Raw genomic sequence first — 15,647 nt, forward strand, 5'->3', positions numbered from 1 at the left:
CGAAGAGCTCTCGCGTCAGCCGTCCAGGACAACCGCGACGATCCCCGCGAAGTGCGCGAGCCGGGCGACCTCGGCGGCGCGGAAGTTCGGGCCGCCGGGACGAGCCACGAGCAGCGCCTTTCCCGGTTTCCCCAGCGGCGTGGCGGCGAGTTCGGTGCCCAGCTCCTTCCATGTCTCCGGGACCCAGGTGTCCTCGCCGTCCAGGACCGTGGCGCGCTCGAGCGGTAGCCACGGAAGATCTGTGATGGGCGTCTCGGGCGCGGCACTGGACGAAGCCAGGCGCCGCGCGCCCGCGTCGGTGTGCTCGACGACGACGGCCCAGCCGGCCCGGATGATCCTCGGCACGCCCTCGGCGAGGATCTCGAGCCCGTCCTTCGGCTGTGCGGCGATGTCCTCGACGAGTTCCAGCTCACGATGTGTGTCCAGCACACCCGCGTATGGGCGCACGGCGTCCACCGCGACACCTTCGACGCTCTCCGCCGCGGTGATCAGCGCGTCCGGGAGACGTCCCGAAGGCAGCTCGACCACCAGGTCGTCGACGGCGACGCCGACGCCCCGTTCGACCACGTCCACGCTGAGGATGTCGGCGCCGACCGTGCCGAGCGCGGTGGCCACCGCGCCCAGGGTTCCCGGACTGTCCGGAAGCAGGACCCGGATCAGGAACGACACCACGCGCCCCTCTCGCCTCTGGCGTTCCAGCCTCGCCGTGGAACGCGTTCGCCGGGCGCCGATTGTGACAGACGGGACCGCGGACCGGGACCCGCTGTCCGACGGGCGGGATTCTCCGCCCGCTGCCTGCCCGCCGTAACCCAGTCGAGTTCGCCGACGCCGTCACCATAGACTTGCAGCTTCCGAGAGAACCCGCACAGCACAACCCGGGAGTCACCCGCGTGCCCAACATTTCCCGAGACGAGGTCGCGCACCTCGCGAAGCTGGCCAGGCTGGCCGTGACCGACGACGAGCTCGACGTCTTCGCCGGTCAGCTGGACCAGATCCTGGACTCGGTGGCCAAGGTGAGCGAGGTCGCCGCCGAGGACGTCCCGCCGACCTCGCACGCCGTGCCACTGACGAACGTCTTCCGTGACGACGTCGTCCGTCCCGGGTTGAGCCAGCAGCAGGCGCTGGCCGGTGCGCCGGCCGCCGAAGAGGGCCGGTTCCGGGTGCCGCGGATCCTGGGGGAAGAGCAATGACGGACACGGAACTGATCAAGAAGACCGCGGCCGAGCTCGCCGGGCTGATCCACGGCCGCGAGGTTTCCGCCGCCGAGGTCACGCGGGCCCACCTGGACCGCATCGCCGAGGTCGACGAGCACGTCCACGCGTTCCTCCACGTCGACACCGAGGGCGCGCTCGCCGCGGCCGACCGGGTCGACGAGGACATCGCCAAGGGGACACCCGCGTCGCCGCTGGCCGGCGTGCCGCTCGCGCTCAAGGACGTGCTGACCACCAAGGGCATCCCCACGACCTGTGGTTCCCGCACGCTCGAGGGCTGGCTCCCGCCCTACGACGCCACGGTCACGCGCAAGCTGCGCGAGGCAGGTCTGGTGGTGCTGGGCAAGACCAACATGGACGAGTTCGCGATGGGCTCGTCGACCGAGAACTCGGCCTTCGGCGTGACGCACAACCCGTGGGACCACGCCCGCATCCCGGGTGGCTCCGGCGGCGGTTCGTCGGCGTCGATCGCGGCGTTCGAGGCGGCGCTGGCCATCGGCACGGACACCGGCGGTTCGATCCGCCAGCCGGGCGCGGTCACCGGGACGGTCGGCGTCAAGCCGACCTACGGTGGCGTCTCCCGCTACGGCCTCGTCGCCTTCTCGTCGTCGCTGGACCAGGCCGGCCCGTGCGCGCGGACCGTCCTCGACGCGGCCCTGCTGCACGAGGTCATCGCCGGGCACGACCCGCTGGACTCGACGTCCATCGACGCGCCGGTACCGCCCGTGGTGGCCGCCGCCAGGCAGGGCCTGAACGGCGACCTCAAGGGCGTACGCGTCGGTGTGGTGAAGGAGTTCGGCGGCGACGGCTACCAGCCCGGCGTGCTGCGGTCCTTCGAGGCCGCGGTCGAGCAGCTGCGCGCGCTCGGCGCCGAGGTGGTCGAGGTGTCCTGTCCGCACTTCACCTACGCGCTGCCCGCGTACTACCTGATCGCGCCGAGCGAGTGCTCGTCGAACCTCGCCCGGTTCGACGCGATGCGCTACGGCCTTCGCGTCGCCGACGACGGCACGCGCAGCGCCGAAGAGGTCATGGCGCTGACCCGTGAGAAGGGGTTCGGCGCGGAGGTCAAGCGACGCGTGATCCTCGGTACGTACGCGCTGTCTTCCGGCTACTACGACGCCTACTACGGTTCGGCGCAGAAGGTCCGGACGCTCATCACGCGCGACTTCGACAACGCGTTCGAGAAGGTGGACGTGCTCGTTTCGCCGACCACGCCGACCACGGCGTTCAAGATCGGTGAGCGTGTCGACGACCCGATGGCGATGTACCTGTCGGACATCTGCTCCATCCCGTCGAACCTGGCGGGCAACGCCGCCATGAGCGTCCCGAGTGGACTGTCTGATGAGGACGGACTGCCGGTCGGCCTGCAGATCATGGCCCCGGCGCTGGCCGACGACCGGCTCTACCGCGTCGGCGCCGCCTACGAGGTCGCGCGTGACGCCGCGGCCGGAGGATCGCTGATACAGCAGGTGCCCGAGCTGGGAAGGAAGGCCTGATGACTGCCGTGGCCGAGTTGATGGACTACGCCGAGGTCGTCACCCGGTTCGACCCGGTGCTCGGGCTCGAGGTGCACGTCGAGCTCAACACGAGGACCAAGATGTTCTGCGGGTGCGCGAACGTCTTCGGTGGCGAGCCGAACACGAACGTCTGCCCGACCTGCCTCGGCCTGCCCGGCGCGTTGCCGGTAGTCAACGGCAAGGCGGTCGAGGGCGCGATCCGGATCGGGCTCGCGCTGAACTGTGAAATCGCCGAGTGGTGCCGGTTCGCCCGGAAGAACTACTTCTACCCGGACATGCCGAAGAACTTCCAGACCTCGCAGTACGACGAGCCGATCGCCTTCGACGGCTACCTCGACGTCACCCTCGACGACGGCGAGGTCGTGCGGGTCGACATCGAACGCGCGCACATGGAAGAGGACACCGGCAAGTCGCTGCACGTCGGCGGCGCGACCGGCCGGATCCACGGCGCCGAGCACTCGCTCCTGGACTACAACCGGGCCGGGGTGCCGCTGATCGAGATCGTCACCAAGCCGATCGTCGGCACCGGTGAGCGGGCACCCGAGGTCGCGCGCGCGTATGTTTCGGCGTTGCGTGACCTGCTGCGCGCGCTGGGCGTGTCCGACGTCCGGATGGACCAGGGCTCGCTGCGGTGCGACGCGAACGTCTCGCTGATGGCCAAGGACGCCGCCGAGTTCGGCACGCGGACCGAGACCAAGAACGTCAACTCGCTGCGCAGTGTCGAGCGCGCTGTCCGGTACGAGATGACGCGGCAGGGCGCGATCCTCGCCGAAGGCGGGACGATCAAGCAGGAGACCCGGCACTTCCAGGAAGCCGACGGCACCACGTCGTCGGGACGTACCAAGGAGACCGCCGAGGACTACCGGTACTTCCCCGAGCCGGACCTGGTCCCGATCGCGCCTTCGCGTGACTGGGTCGACCAGCTGCGGGGGACGCTGCCGGAGATGCCCTCCGAGCGGCGCAAGCGGATCCAGGCCGAGTGGAACCTCACCGACGAGGCCCTGCGTGACCTGCTCAACGTCGGCGCGGTCGAGCTGGTCGCCGCCACGGTCGAGGCGGGGGTGACGCCGGACGAGGCCCGCAGCTGGTGGGTCAACACGCTTGCGCAGGAGGCCAACACCCGCGAGGTCGAACTCGGCGATCTGGCCATCACCCCGGCTCAGGTGGCCGAGGTGATCGCGCTGGTCAACTCCGGCGAGCTGACGAACAAGCTGGCCAAGGAGGTCGTCCAGGGCGTGCTCGCCGGCGAGGGCGAGCCGCGTGAGGTCGTGGACAAGCGCGGCCTCAAGGTCGTCTCCGACGACTCGGCGCTGCTGGCCGCCATCGACGAGGCCCTGGCCGCGCAGCCGGACGTCGCCGACAAGATCCGCGGCGGCAAGGTCGCCGCGGCGGGCGCGATCGTGGGCGCGGTCATGAAGGCCACCAAGGGGCAGGCCGACGCCAAGCGCGTCCGGGAGCTGATCATCGAGCGCGTCGGTTCCTGAGGGGCCTTGGGTGTCCTTCTCGGTCAACCGCGTCTCGTGGCGCGAGTGGCTCGGCCTCGCGGCCGGGCTGCTCGCGCTCGGGGCGACCTTCCTGCCCTGGACCACGCTGAGCACCAGCCGTCCCGACGTCAAGGACGCGCTGAACTCGCTCCCGCACGACGATGTCGTGCGGGACGCGTGGGGTGCTGACTTCTTCTCCTGGTTCCCGCCGCTCCTCCTGCTTTTCGCCGGGCTGGCGGTGACGCTGTTCGGGCAGATCCGCAAGGTCCGGATCAGCGGCCTGCCCCAGCTGTGGCTCGTCGCCGACGCGGCCGTGCTGGTGCTCATGCTCATCGGCTGGGTGACCAACGACTGGCAGTTCACCGCCGACCAGCGGGGGCTTTTCGACGCCGGGGGCATTGTGATCGGCCTCGGCGCGGGCCGTTATCTCGGCCTCGGCGCCGCTCTCGTGGCATTTGTCGTCGCGATTCTCGACATCCGCGCCGCGCGCGCGGAGAGCCGGATGCCGCGTCGCCGCTGAGCCGTTGTGGTGGTCGTGCTACGACATTGGCTGTAATATGAGAAAGCGCTTTCTTAACGCGTTCACTGCGCGTTCCGGCTGCCGGGAAGTTTCCCGGGCGCGGGTCCGGCCGTCCGTAGGGTGACGGATGGTCCAGTCGCGCCGTGGTCGCCGAAGAGGAAGGCGGAAGTGATGAATCAGCCCGAACTGGGGGTCGTGCTCAACGGCGTCACCGGCCGGATGGGCTATCGGCAACATCTGCTCCGCTCGGTACTGGCCATTCGTGAGCAGGGCGGCGTGGCACTGCCCGACGGGTCACGCGTGCGGCTGGTACCCGTTCTCGCCGGGCGTAACGCGGCGAAACTGGCGGAAATGGCCGCACGGCACGGCGTGGACCGGTGGACAACCGATGTCGACACCGCGTTGTCCGATCCGGGCACGCATATCTACTTCGACGCGCAGTTGACCTCGGCCAGGGAACCGTGGGTGCGCAAGGCGATCGCCGCCGGAAAGCACGTGTACGCCGAGAAACCGCTTGCCGAATCGCTGCCGGACGCGCTGGAGCTGGCCGGGCTGGCCCACGAGGCGGGCATCTGCCACGGCGTGGTGCACGACAAGCTGTTCCTGCCCGGCCTGCGGAAACTGCGGCGGTTGATCGACGGTGGGGTCTTCGGCCGGATCCTGTCGGTCCGGGGTGAGTTCGGGTACTGGGTGTTCGAGGGCGACTGGCAGTCCGCGCAGCGGCCGAGCTGGAACTACCGGGCCGCCGACGGCGGCGGGATCGTGCTCGACATGTTCTGCCACTGGAGCTATCTGCTGGAGAACCTGTTCGGTCGGGTCACCGCCGTGACCGCGAAGGCGGCGACGCACATTCCCCGGCGCTGGGACGAGGCGGGTGAGCCCTACGCGGCCACGGCCGACGACGCCGCTTACGGAATCTTCGAGCTCGAATCGGGCACGATCGCGCAGGTCAACTCGTCCTGGTGCACGCGCGTCTTCCGGGACGAGCTGGTCGAGTTCCAGGTCGACGGCACCGAGGCGAGTGCCGTCGCCGGATTGCGGCGATGCCGTGTCCAGCATCGGTCGGCGACACCGAAGCCGGTGTGGAACCCCGATCTCCCAGTGACCGAGTCCTTCCGCGACCAGTGGGCCGAGGTGCCGGACAACGGCGAGTTCGACAACGGGTTCAAGGCACAGTGGGAGGAGTTCGTCCGCGACGTCGCCGCGAAACGGCAACACCGCTACGACTTCTTCGCTGCCGCTCGCGGCCTTCAACTGGCCGAAGCGGGCCTGGCCTCGTCGGCGGAAGGCCGCCGCGTCGAGCTGAAACGGCTCTGAAGCGGCTTCGAGCAGCTGCTAGTCCTTGCCCTCGCCGCCGTTGACCGACGACGGCGTGATGATCACTACCCGGTCGTCGCTGGACACCGGGTTCCCGCCGTCCTTGTTGATCGTCCCCGCGACAGCCAGCTGCGGGTTGACCATGCCCATCCCCGCCAGCTTGCCGTAGGTCAGCGGCGGCTTCCCGCTCTTGCCGTCCAGGGTGACCGACGGCTTGCCACCGACCGAGCCGTCGGGCTTGACCGGGAGGTTCTGCATGTTCCCCGCCCCCGAGGCGGCGATCGCGAGGAACCCGTTCGCGTCCACGAAGTCGGCGCAGCCCGCGACGCCGGGCTTGTCCGGCCACGACCACGCCGGCGCGGTGAGCGACTGGCCGGGCTGCAGGCGGTAGAGGACGTCCTTGTCGCCGAGGCGGTCGGTGGCCCACAGGCGCCCGCCGTCGGCCGACGAGCACAGTCCGCCGGGCGCGTGCAGACCGCTGGCGAAGACGGCCGTGCCGGTCGGGTTGCCCGGCGCCGGCTTGCCGGAGGTGTCGATGCGCAGCACCTTCCCGGCGAGGGAGTTCGGGTCGGCCGCCGCCGCGGCGTTGCCCGCGTCCCCGGTGGCGACGAGCAGGGCGCCCTTGCCGTCGGAGAGCAGCGCGCCGCGGTTTCCGCTCGCGCCCTTCGGGATCCCGGTCAGTACCGGCTTCGGGGCCTGGCCCCTGGCGAAGCGCACCACACGGTTGTCCGACGGCGTCGTGACGTAGGCGAAGACGAGCTGGTCCTCGGCGTAGCCGGGGGAGAGCGCCAGCCCGGTCAGGCCGCCGTCACCGGTGGCGTCGACGTCGAGTTTCGCGAAGTCCGCGGCGCTCTTGCCCGCGCTGGCCAGCACCACCCGGCCGGATTTCCGTTCACCGGCGAGCGCGCTCGGGGCCGATCCGTCACCGGGGAGACCCGCGACCGCGGAAACCGTGTCCAAACACGTCGCGAGCACGGCCTTGTCGAAGTCCTTGCAGCCCTGCGGCGGCGGGATCGGGGTGGGTTGCCCCGGCTGGCCCTTGTCGGTCTTGCCACCGGCGCCGCCGGGCCCCTGCACCGAGGGCGGCGCTTCGGGGCTGGGGCGTGGCGCGGGGGTGAAGGTCTGGCCCGCGCCGGTGCCGGGACCGTCGAACCGGGCGCAACCGGAGAGCATAAGGCCGCCGCAGGCCAGCAGAGCCAGCGGCGAAGACCACATCCGCCGGTACCGGGTACGCACGATCACCAGCCTAGGTGAGCGTGCGTGAGCCACAGGTAAGTGGTGGGCGTATACCAATGAGACGAAAGCAAGCCGACCAGGGCAGGCGACCGACACGCACGACTGCTTACTTTTGGCCGGTTCGGTATCCACAAGCACAGTAACGTGGTGATCATGAGCCTTACCGTGCTGGTCCCCGACGACGAAGGCGTGGCGGTTCTTTCCGAGATTGCCAGGGTGCGGGCGGTGCGCTACCTCTGGGGTGAGCCGACGCCGCCGGAAGCCGCCGACGCCGAAGTACTCATCCCCGGCAGGCACCGCGCCGGTCCCGAGCTGTGGGACGCGGTGCCGAACGTCAAGCTCATCCAGCTCCTCACGGCGGGCGCGGAGGACTGGGTCGGCAAGGTCCCCGACGGCGTGCTGCTGTCCACCTGCCGTGGCGCCCACGGCGGCAGCACGGCCGAATGGGTGGTCGCGGTGCTGTTGTCGATCTATCGCAAGCTCGACGTGTTCGCCGCCGGACAGCGCGAGCGGCGCTGGGATCGGCAGACCGCCGACACGCTGCAGGGCAAGCGGGTGCTGATCGTCGGCGCGGGCGACCTCGGGCAGCATCTGCGCCGCAGGCTCGAACCGTTCGACGTCCGCTGCACGATGGTCGGCATGTCGGCACGCGCTGGCGTCCACGGCGTCCAGGAGCTGCCCGGCCTGCTGGGGCTGCACGACGCCGTCGTGTTGATGGTCCCGTTGACGTCGCGGACCAGGGGAATGGTCGACGCGGAGTTCCTCGCCGCGATGGCCGATGGGGCGGTGCTGGTCAACGTCTCCCGTGGCTCCGTGGTGGCGACGGACGCGCTGGTCGCCGAGCTCGCGGCGGGCCGGTTGCGTGCCGCGCTCGATGTCACCGACCCGGAGCCGCCGCCGGCGGAGCATCCGCTCTGGGCGGTCCCGGGCCTGCTGCTCACCCCGCATATCGGCGGCACGGTCCGCGGTGGCCGGAGCCGGTCCTACGCGGTCGCGGCGGCGGAGATCGCGCAGTACGCGGGCGGCGAACTGCCGAACAACCTCGTCCGAGGGGAGTACTGACCGGTGCTCCCGGTCGCGGGAGTGTGACGCATCCCCTACCCTGCGCCCGTGAGCAGTCAAGCCGACGATTCTCAGAACACCAGTATCTTGTCCGGCGTGGACGACACTGACGACGCCTCGCGCTCGGGCGACCTGGGGCTACTGGTACTCCGGCTCGCGCTCGGCGCGATCATGGGCGCGCACGGGCTCCAGCACCTCTTCGGTCTGTTCGGCGGTCCGGGTATCGGCGGTTTCGCGCGGGCGCTCGAGACGTTCGGGTACCACAAGCAGACGACGCTGCTTTCGTGGGTCACCGGGATCACCGAGGTCGGCGGTTCCGTGCTGGTGATCGCCGGGCTCTTCACCTGGCTGGGGGCCGCCGGACTGCTCGGGGTCGCCGTCAACATCGTGTTCGCGAAGTTCCACGGCGGTTTCTTCCAGGGCAGCGGCCAGGGCTTCGAGTTCGAGCTGCTGCTCGGCGTCGTGGCGCTGGCGCTGTTGTTCACCGGCGCGGGGCGGATCGCGCTGGACCGCAACACGCCGTGGCGCAGGCGGCCGTTCCCGTTCGCCGTCGGCGGGGTGCTGCTGGCGGCGGCCGCCTCGGTCGTCGTCCTCACCCTGACCCGTTAGCCCAGGTCAGGAGCCTGTTGCCGTTTTTCGGCAACGGGTGGCCTGGCATGCCGATCGCGCGGCTGGTCGTTCCGAGGGCGGGGGACCGGTCGAGCAACAGCCGCGGTTCGGCGTCGTGGCGGATCGGCTCGGGGACGTGGCCACGAAACGGCGACGCCCACCTCGGGTAGGCGTCGCGCTCCCGCTCCGAGTTCCGCTTCTGACGAACGGTCTCGGCGATCCACCTACGCTGGTCGAGGACCAGCCCAGGCGTTGTGCCCGGCGACCTCGGAGGACACTCGATCATCCCAGGCCGCCGAGCGCGCCGGGCCTACTTGTTCACGTCGCGGACGGCCCCGGTGTCGGCCGAGGTCGCCATCCGGGCGTAGGCGCGCAGCGCCGCGGTGATCGGGCGCTGCCGGTCCTTCGGCTGCCACGGCCGCTCCGCGGCCTCCATCTTCGACCGGCGCTCGGCCAGGACCTCGGCGTCGACGAGCAGTTCGAGCCGTCGCTCGTGGATGTCCAGCAGGATGCGGTCGCCGTTCTCGACGAGCCCGATCAGCCCGCCCGCGGCGGCCTCCGGCGAGATGTGCCCGACCGAGATGCCCGACGAGCCGCCCGAGAACCGGCCGTCGGTGATCAGCGCGCACTTCTTGCCGAGACCGGAGCCCTTCAGGAACGCCGTCGGGTGCAGCATCTCCTGCATACCCGGCCCGCCCGCGGGGCCTTCGTAGCGGATCACCAGCACCTCGCCCGGCTGGATCTCCTTCTTCAAGATCGCGGAAACGGCTTCTTCCTGGCTTTCCAGCACCCGCGCCGGGCCCTCGAAGTGCCAGAGATCCTCGTCGATGCCCGCCGCCTTGATCACCGCGCCGTTCTCGGCGAGGTTGCCGCGCAGGATCGCGAGACCGCCGTCCTTGGTGTAGGCGTGCTCGACGTCGTGGATGCAGCCACCGGCGGCGTCGGTGTCCAATGAGGACCAACGGGCGTCGGTGGAGAACGCCTTCGTGGTCCGCACCCCGCCCGGCGCCGCGTGGAACAGCTCCAGCGCGGCCGCCGAAGGCCCGTCGGCGCGGATGTCCCACTCGGCCAGCCAGGACGCGAGGTCGGGCGAGTGCACCGAGTGGACGTCGGTGTTCAGGAGCCCGCCGCGGTGCAGTTCGCCGAGGATGGCCGGGATGCCGCCCGCCCGGTGGACGTCCTCCATGTGGTAGTCGGAGTTCGGTGCCACCTTGGACAGGCACGGCACGCGTCGCCCGATTTCGTCGATGTCGGCGATGGTGAAGTCGACCTCGCCCTCCTGGGCGGCGGCGAGGATGTGCAGCACGGTGTTCGTCGAGCCGCCCATGGCCATGTCCAGCGCCATCGCGTTCTCGAACGCCTTCTTCGTCGCGATCGACCGGGGCAGGGCCGAGTCGTCGTCCTCCCCGTACCAGCGCTTGCACAGGTCGACGACGGTACGACCGGCGTTCTCGAACAGTGCCCGCCGCGCGGCGTGCGTCGCCAGTGTGGAGCCGTTGCCCGGCAGCGAGAGGCCGAGCGCCTCGGTCAGGCAGTTCATCGAGTTCGCGGTGAACATGCCCGAGCAGGACCCGCAGGTCGGGCACGCGGACCGCTCGACGATCGCCAGCCCGTCCTCGTCGACCTCGGAGCTCGCCGACGCGGCGATCGCGGTGATCAGGTCGGTGGGTGCCTGCGCGACACCGCCGACCACCACGGCCTTCCCGGCTTCCATCGGCCCGCCGGACACGAACACGGTCGGGATGTTCAGCCGCATCGCGGCGTTGAGCATGCCCGGGGTGATCTTGTCGCAGTTGGAGATGCACACCAGCGCGTCGGCCTGGTGCGCGTTGACCATGTACTCGACCGAGTCCGCGATGATCTCGCGCGAGGGCAGCGAGTAGAGCATCCCGGAGTGCCCCATGGCGATCCCGTCGTCGACGGCGATCGTGTGGAACTCGCGCGCGACGCCGCCCGCCTCGGCCACCGCACCGGCCACGATCTCGCCGAGGTCCTTGAGGTGCACGTGCCCCGGCACGAACTGGGTGTAGGAGTTGGCGATGGCCACGATCGGCTTGCCGAAGTCGCTGTCGGTCATCCCGGTGGCACGCCACAGCGAGCGCGCGCCCGCCGCGTTGCGGCCGTGGGTGGTGGTCCGGGAACGGAGTTGAGGCACGGCGTTCTCCCAGGTGGAGGCGGATGGACCAGTGCGGGGTTCGAGGGGCCCGCAAAACTGGTCCTACCAATTCTACTCCTGGGGTGCCGCCCCGGAGGGGCCGGTCTCGGTCGGCTTGTCCGCGACGGGCTTTTCGGCCGGCGGCTCGTCGTTGTCGAGCAGCCCGCTCGGGTCGGCCACGAGACCCTCGCTGACCAGCGACAGCACCGGCAGGTGCCGGGTGCGCACGGTCGGCAGGGTGACCTGGGTGTCGTCCTGCAGTACGGCCCGCACCCGCGCCTTCTTGGTAATGGCGAGGCCCTTCAACGATGACCACGGAATGTCGCGGTTGCCGAACATCGTCCGGATCGCGAGTCCCTCCCGGGTGGCCACCGTGCGGGTCCGGAGCACGAAGACGAACAGCGCGATCGGGGCGAGGTAGAGGAACTCGAGCCCGGGGATCTCGCCGAGTGCGACAGGCGTCACACACACGGTGAGGAGGGCGATCGCCGCGTACGCGGTGCCCGGGATCCTGAAGACGGCCTTCCGGCCCTCGTCCGCCTGGTTGCGCTGCTCTTTTTCGGCCACGCCCAAGATGGTGCACGGCCGCGCGCGGCGGCTCGGCAGCGGGTGCGCTCACCTCTTCGGGTGTCCAGCATGCGGAATCCTCATCCCGCAGAGTTGACACCTCGCCAGGGGCCGGATTACCGTCTGCCTCGTGACAACGCAGACCGGCCTCGTACTTCCCCAGCGCGTCGACGCTTAGGAAGTCTCCGCTGCGTCGACGCGCGACCCTCGTGCGACCTCACGGTCGGCGGGGGTTTTTTGATGTTCGGACACGGCCATGTTCGGACACAGCGTTGCCCAGGACCAGCTCCACCGCCGGATCCGCACCCGAACGAGTGACACATCGAGACCCACGAGGCAGAGACCGATGACCAGTGCCACGTCGCGCAGCGACGCGAAGCCCGGGCCGACAGCGCCCGGTGTCCCAGGAGCACGTCCGAAGCCGGCGCCGCCGGCGGGAACGCCGGTAAGGGTCACGGGCGCCCAGTCGCTCGTGCGCTCGCTCGAGGCGGTCGGCGCCGAAGTCGTCTTCGGCATTCCGGGCGGGACCATCCTGCCCGCCTACGACCCGCTTCTCGACTCGACGAAGGTCCGCCACGTCCTGGTCCGGCACGAGCAGGGCGCCGGGCACGCCGCCACCGGGTACGCGCAGGCGACCGGCAAGGTCGGCGTCTGCATGGCCACCTCCGGCCCCGGCGCGACGAACCTGGTCACGCCGCTGGCCGACGCCAACATGGACTCCGTCCCGGTCGTCGCCATCACGGGGCAACAGAGCCGGGCGCTGATCGGTACCGACGCGTTCCAGGAAGCCGACATCTGCGGCATCACGATGCCGGTCACCAAGCACAACTTCCTGGTCACCGACCCGGCGGACATCCCGAGGACCATCGCCGAGGCCTTCCACATCGCCTCGACGGGCCGGCCAGGCCCGGTCCTGGTGGACATCCCGAAGGACGTCCTCCAGGAGATGACGTCGTTCGCGTGGCCTGCCGACCTGCGGCTGCCGGGCTACCGGCCGACGCTGCGCCCGCACGGCAAGCAGGTCCGCGAGGCCGCGCGGCTCATCGCCAAATCCCGGCGACCGGTGCTCTACGTCGGCGGCGGCGTCATCAAGGCGGAGGCGTCGGAGCAGCTGCGCGAGCTGGCCGAGCTGACCGGCATCCCGGTCGTCACGACGCTGATGGCGCGGGGCGCCTTCCCCGACTCGCACCCGCAGCACCTGGGCATGCCCGGCATGCACGGCTCGGTCGCCGCGGTCGCGTCGATGCAGCGGGCCGACCTGCTGATCGCCCTCGGCGCCCGCTTCGACGACCGGGTCACCGGTCAGCTCTCGTCGTTCGCGCCGGACGCCGCCGTGGTCCACGCGGACATCGACCCCGCCGAGATCTCCAAGAACCGCAAGGCCGACGTGCCGATCGTCGGGGACTGCAAGGAGATCATCGGCGAGCTGATCACCGCGGTGCGAGCCGAGCAGGAGCGCGGCAAGCCGGATCTGGCCGACTGGTGGACGCAGCTCGACGACTGGCGCAAGACCTACCCGGCGGGCTACGAGTGGCCCGACGACGGTTCGCTGTCGCCGCAGTTCGTCATCGAGCGGATCGGTGAGCTGGTCGGCCCGGACGCGGTGTACGCGGCGGGCGTCGGGCAGCACCAGATGTGGGCCGCGCAGTTCGTCAAGTACGAGAACCCGCGCACCTGGATCAACTCCGGCGGTCTCGGCACGATGGGCTACGCCGTGCCCGCGGCGATGGGCGCGCAGTTCGGTGTCCCGGACAAGCCGGTGTGGGCGATCGACGGCGACGGCTGCTTCCAGATGACCAACCAGGAGCTGGCCACCTGCGCCATCGAGGGCGCGCCGATCAAGGTCGCGGTGATCAACAACGGCAACCTCGGCATGGTCCGCCAGTGGCAGAACCTGTTCTACTCCGAGCGCTACTCCAACACCGACCTCGGCACGCACAAGCACCGCATCCCCGACTTCACGCTGCTCGCCGAGGCACTTGGCTGCGCGGGCCTGCGCTGTGAGACCAGGGAAGACGTCGACGCCACCATCCGCCGCGCGATGGAGATCAACGACCGTCCCGTCGTGATCGACTTCGTGGTGGGGAAGGATGCCCAGGTGTGGCCGATGGTCGCCGCCGGCACCGGGAACGACGAGATCATGTCGGTGCGCGGGATCCGGCCGCTGTTCGACGACGACGAGGTCAGCGAGGTCGCCGAGATCGCCGAGGCCAGTGCGGAAGGAGAACAGCGATGAGCGTGCACACGCTGAGCGTGCTGGTCGAGAACAAGCCGGGCGTGCTCGCCAGGGTGTCCGGGCTGTTCTCCCGCCGCGGGTTCAACATCGAGTCCCTCGCCGTCGGGCCCACGGAAAACCCCGAGGTGTCCCGCATGACGATCGTGGTCGCCGTTGAGGAGCTACCGCTCGAACAGGTGACCAAACAGCTCAACAAGCTGGTCAACGTGATCAAGATAGTGGAACTGGAGCCGTCCACCGCCGTGCAGCGCGAACTGCTGCTGGTGAAGGTCAGGGCCGACGCCACCGTGCGCAGCCAGGTCCTCGAAACGGTCCAGCTCTTCCGAGCCAAGGTGGTGGACGTCTCGCCGGAGGCGCTCACCGTCGAGGCGACCGGGACCTCGGACAAGATCGGCGCGCTGCTGCGGATGCTGGAGCCGTACGGCATCCGTGAGCTCGTCCAGTCCGGCATGGTCGCGGTGGGGCGCGGGGCCCGCTCGATCACCGCCACCTCCCCCCGCTAGTCCCGCTAGTTTTTCGTGCAGTCAGGAAAGGAAGTAGTACCCCCCATGGCAGTGGAAATCTTCTACGACGACGACGCCGACCTCTCGATCATCCAGGGGCGCAAGGTCGCTGTCATCGGCTACGGCAGCCAGGGCCACGCCCACTCGCTGAGCCTGCGTGACTCCGGCGTCGACGTCCGCATCGGCCTGCCCGAGGGGTCCAAGTCGCGGGCGAAGGCCGAGGAGCAGGGCCTGCGCGTGCTCACCCCGGCCGAGGCGTCGGCCGAAGCCGACCTGATCATGATCCTGGCGCCGGACACCAAGCAGCGCTTCATCTACGAGCAGGACATCGCGCCGAACCTGAAGGACGGCGACGCGCTGTTCTTCGGCCACGGCTTCAACATCCGCTACGACCTGATCAAGCCGCCGTCCAATGTGGACGTCGCCATGGTCGCGCCGAAGGGCCCCGGCCACCTGGTCCGCCGTCAGTTCGTCGACGGCAAGGGCGTGCCCGCCCTGATCGCGGTCGAGCAGGACGCCTCGGGCAACGCCCAGGCGCTCGCGCTGTCCTACGCCGCGGCCATCGGCGGTGCCCGCGCCGGTGTCATCAAGACGACCTTCACCGAGGAGACCGAGACCGACCTCTTCGGCGAGCAGGCCGTGCTCTGCGGTGGCGCGTCCGCGCTGGTGCAGACCGGGTTCGAGGTGCTCACCGAGGCCGGTTACGCCCCGGAGATCGCCTACTTCGAGGTGCTGCACGAGCTGAAGCTCATCGTCGACCTCATGTACGAGGGCGGCATCGCGCGTCAGCGTTACTCGATCTCTGACACCGCCGAGTACGGCGACCTGACCCGCGGCCCGCGCGTCATCTCGCCCGCGGTCAAGGAGGAGATGAAGAAGATCCTCGGGGAGATCCAGGACGGCACGTTCGCTCGCGAGTGGGTCGCCGAGGACGAGGCGGGGCGCCCGAACTTCACCAAGCTCGAGGAGCAGGGCAACCAGCACCCGATCGAGGAGACCGGCAAGAAGCTGCGCGACCTGATGTCGTGGGTGGACCGCCCGATCACCGAGACCGCCTGAGTCTCTCCCGCTGTTCCGTGAAGGCCTCCTTCACAGCTCCATCCATGCCCCCGCCGCCGCCCTCAACGGACGCGCTGCGCGCGGCATGACTGGATTCAACGCTGTGAAGGAGGCCTTCACGGCGTTTCGGGGGCGACGGAAAGTGAGCAGGGGACCTTTGCTGTCGCTCGG

At 69.9% G+C, this 15,647-nt stretch carries 14 protein-coding genes; 10 read left to right on the forward strand and 4 right to left on the reverse strand.

Going from position 1 to position 15,647, the window contains the following annotated elements:
• Positions 1 to 15 precede the first annotated feature (15 nt).
• Entirely contained in the window at positions 16 to 669 is a 654-nt protein-coding gene (locus tag ABD987_RS27510; RefSeq protein WP_345399818.1) for an ACT domain-containing protein, read from the reverse strand.
• Positions 670 to 890: 221 nt separating this feature from the next.
• Between ABD987_RS27510 and gatC the strand changes: the two genes are divergently transcribed.
• The 5 genes from gatC (at position 891) to ABD987_RS27535 (ending at position 6,049) form a co-directional block, all read left to right on the forward strand.
• Complete coding sequence (gene gatC, locus ABD987_RS27515; RefSeq protein ID WP_345399821.1) at positions 891 to 1,190, forward strand: Asp-tRNA(Asn)/Glu-tRNA(Gln) amidotransferase subunit GatC; 300 nt, start codon at positions 891 to 893, stop codon at positions 1,188 to 1,190.
• On the forward strand, positions 1,187 to 2,707 hold the full coding sequence (gatA, locus tag ABD987_RS27520; RefSeq protein WP_345399824.1) for an Asp-tRNA(Asn)/Glu-tRNA(Gln) amidotransferase subunit GatA: 1,521 nt from the start codon (positions 1,187 to 1,189) through the stop codon (positions 2,705 to 2,707). Before gatC ends, gatA begins: the two co-directional genes overlap by 4 nt.
• Positions 2,707 to 4,212: an Asp-tRNA(Asn)/Glu-tRNA(Gln) amidotransferase subunit GatB gene (gatB, locus tag ABD987_RS27525; protein WP_345399827.1), complete on the forward strand. Its 1,506-nt coding sequence runs from the start codon at positions 2,707 to 2,709 to the stop codon at positions 4,210 to 4,212. Before gatA ends, gatB begins: the two co-directional genes overlap by 1 nt.
• A gap of 10 nt (positions 4,213 to 4,222) precedes the next feature.
• Complete coding sequence (locus ABD987_RS27530; RefSeq protein WP_345399830.1) at positions 4,223 to 4,732, forward strand: hypothetical protein; 510 nt, start codon at positions 4,223 to 4,225, stop codon at positions 4,730 to 4,732.
• Positions 4,733 to 4,903: 171 nt separating this feature from the next.
• Complete coding sequence (locus ABD987_RS27535) at positions 4,904 to 6,049, forward strand: Gfo/Idh/MocA family protein (RefSeq protein WP_345399833.1); 1,146 nt, start codon at positions 4,904 to 4,906, stop codon at positions 6,047 to 6,049.
• An 18-nt stretch (positions 6,050 to 6,067) separates the two neighbouring features.
• Here the strand turns inward: ABD987_RS27535 and ABD987_RS27540 are convergent, their stop codons facing one another.
• Entirely contained in the window at positions 6,068 to 7,285 is a 1,218-nt protein-coding gene (locus ABD987_RS27540) for a PQQ-dependent sugar dehydrogenase (protein ID WP_345399836.1), read from the reverse strand.
• Positions 7,286 to 7,438: 153 nt separating this feature from the next.
• Here ABD987_RS27540 and ABD987_RS27545 point away from each other — a divergent pair, with 153 nt between their 5' ends.
• A complete protein-coding gene (locus ABD987_RS27545) occupies positions 7,439 to 8,347 on the forward strand; it encodes a 2-hydroxyacid dehydrogenase (RefSeq protein WP_345399839.1) in 909 nt (302 codons plus the stop codon).
• Positions 8,348 to 8,431: 84 nt separating this feature from the next.
• Positions 8,432 to 8,956: a DoxX family protein gene (locus tag ABD987_RS27550; protein ID WP_345399986.1), complete on the forward strand. Its 525-nt coding sequence runs from the start codon at positions 8,432 to 8,434 to the stop codon at positions 8,954 to 8,956.
• A gap of 310 nt (positions 8,957 to 9,266) precedes the next feature.
• On the opposite strand, the gene ilvD is transcribed toward ABD987_RS27550, so the two are convergent.
• Positions 9,267 to 11,111, reverse strand: coding sequence for a dihydroxy-acid dehydratase (ilvD, locus tag ABD987_RS27555; RefSeq protein ID WP_345399842.1), 1,845 nt, complete (start codon positions 11,109 to 11,111; stop codon positions 9,267 to 9,269).
• Between the two features lie 72 nt (positions 11,112 to 11,183).
• Positions 11,184 to 11,678: a PH domain-containing protein gene (locus ABD987_RS27560; RefSeq protein ID WP_345399845.1), complete on the reverse strand. Its 495-nt coding sequence runs from the start codon at positions 11,676 to 11,678 to the stop codon at positions 11,184 to 11,186.
• 346 nt (positions 11,679 to 12,024) lie between these two features.
• On the opposite strand from ABD987_RS27560, the gene ABD987_RS27565 reads away from it, so the two are divergent.
• The 3 genes from ABD987_RS27565 to ilvC are packed head-to-tail and all read left to right on the forward strand — an operon-like array spanning position 12,025 to position 15,476.
• Entirely contained in the window at positions 12,025 to 13,914 is a 1,890-nt protein-coding gene (locus ABD987_RS27565) for an acetolactate synthase large subunit (protein WP_345399848.1), read from the forward strand.
• Positions 13,911 to 14,417 (forward strand): acetolactate synthase small subunit, encoded by a 507-nt coding sequence (gene ilvN / locus ABD987_RS27570; protein ID WP_345399851.1) that lies wholly within the window; start codon positions 13,911 to 13,913, stop codon positions 14,415 to 14,417. Before ABD987_RS27565 ends, ilvN begins: the two co-directional genes overlap by 4 nt.
• 45 nt (positions 14,418 to 14,462) lie before the next feature.
• Positions 14,463 to 15,476: a ketol-acid reductoisomerase gene (gene ilvC / locus ABD987_RS27575; protein WP_016336537.1), complete on the forward strand. Its 1,014-nt coding sequence runs from the start codon at positions 14,463 to 14,465 to the stop codon at positions 15,474 to 15,476.
• The last annotated feature ends 171 nt before the right edge of the window (positions 15,477 to 15,647 follow it).

This window comes from Amycolatopsis samaneae (assembly GCF_039541975.1).
GTDB classification, from domain to species: domain Bacteria; phylum Actinomycetota; class Actinomycetes; order Mycobacteriales; family Pseudonocardiaceae; genus Amycolatopsis; species Amycolatopsis samaneae.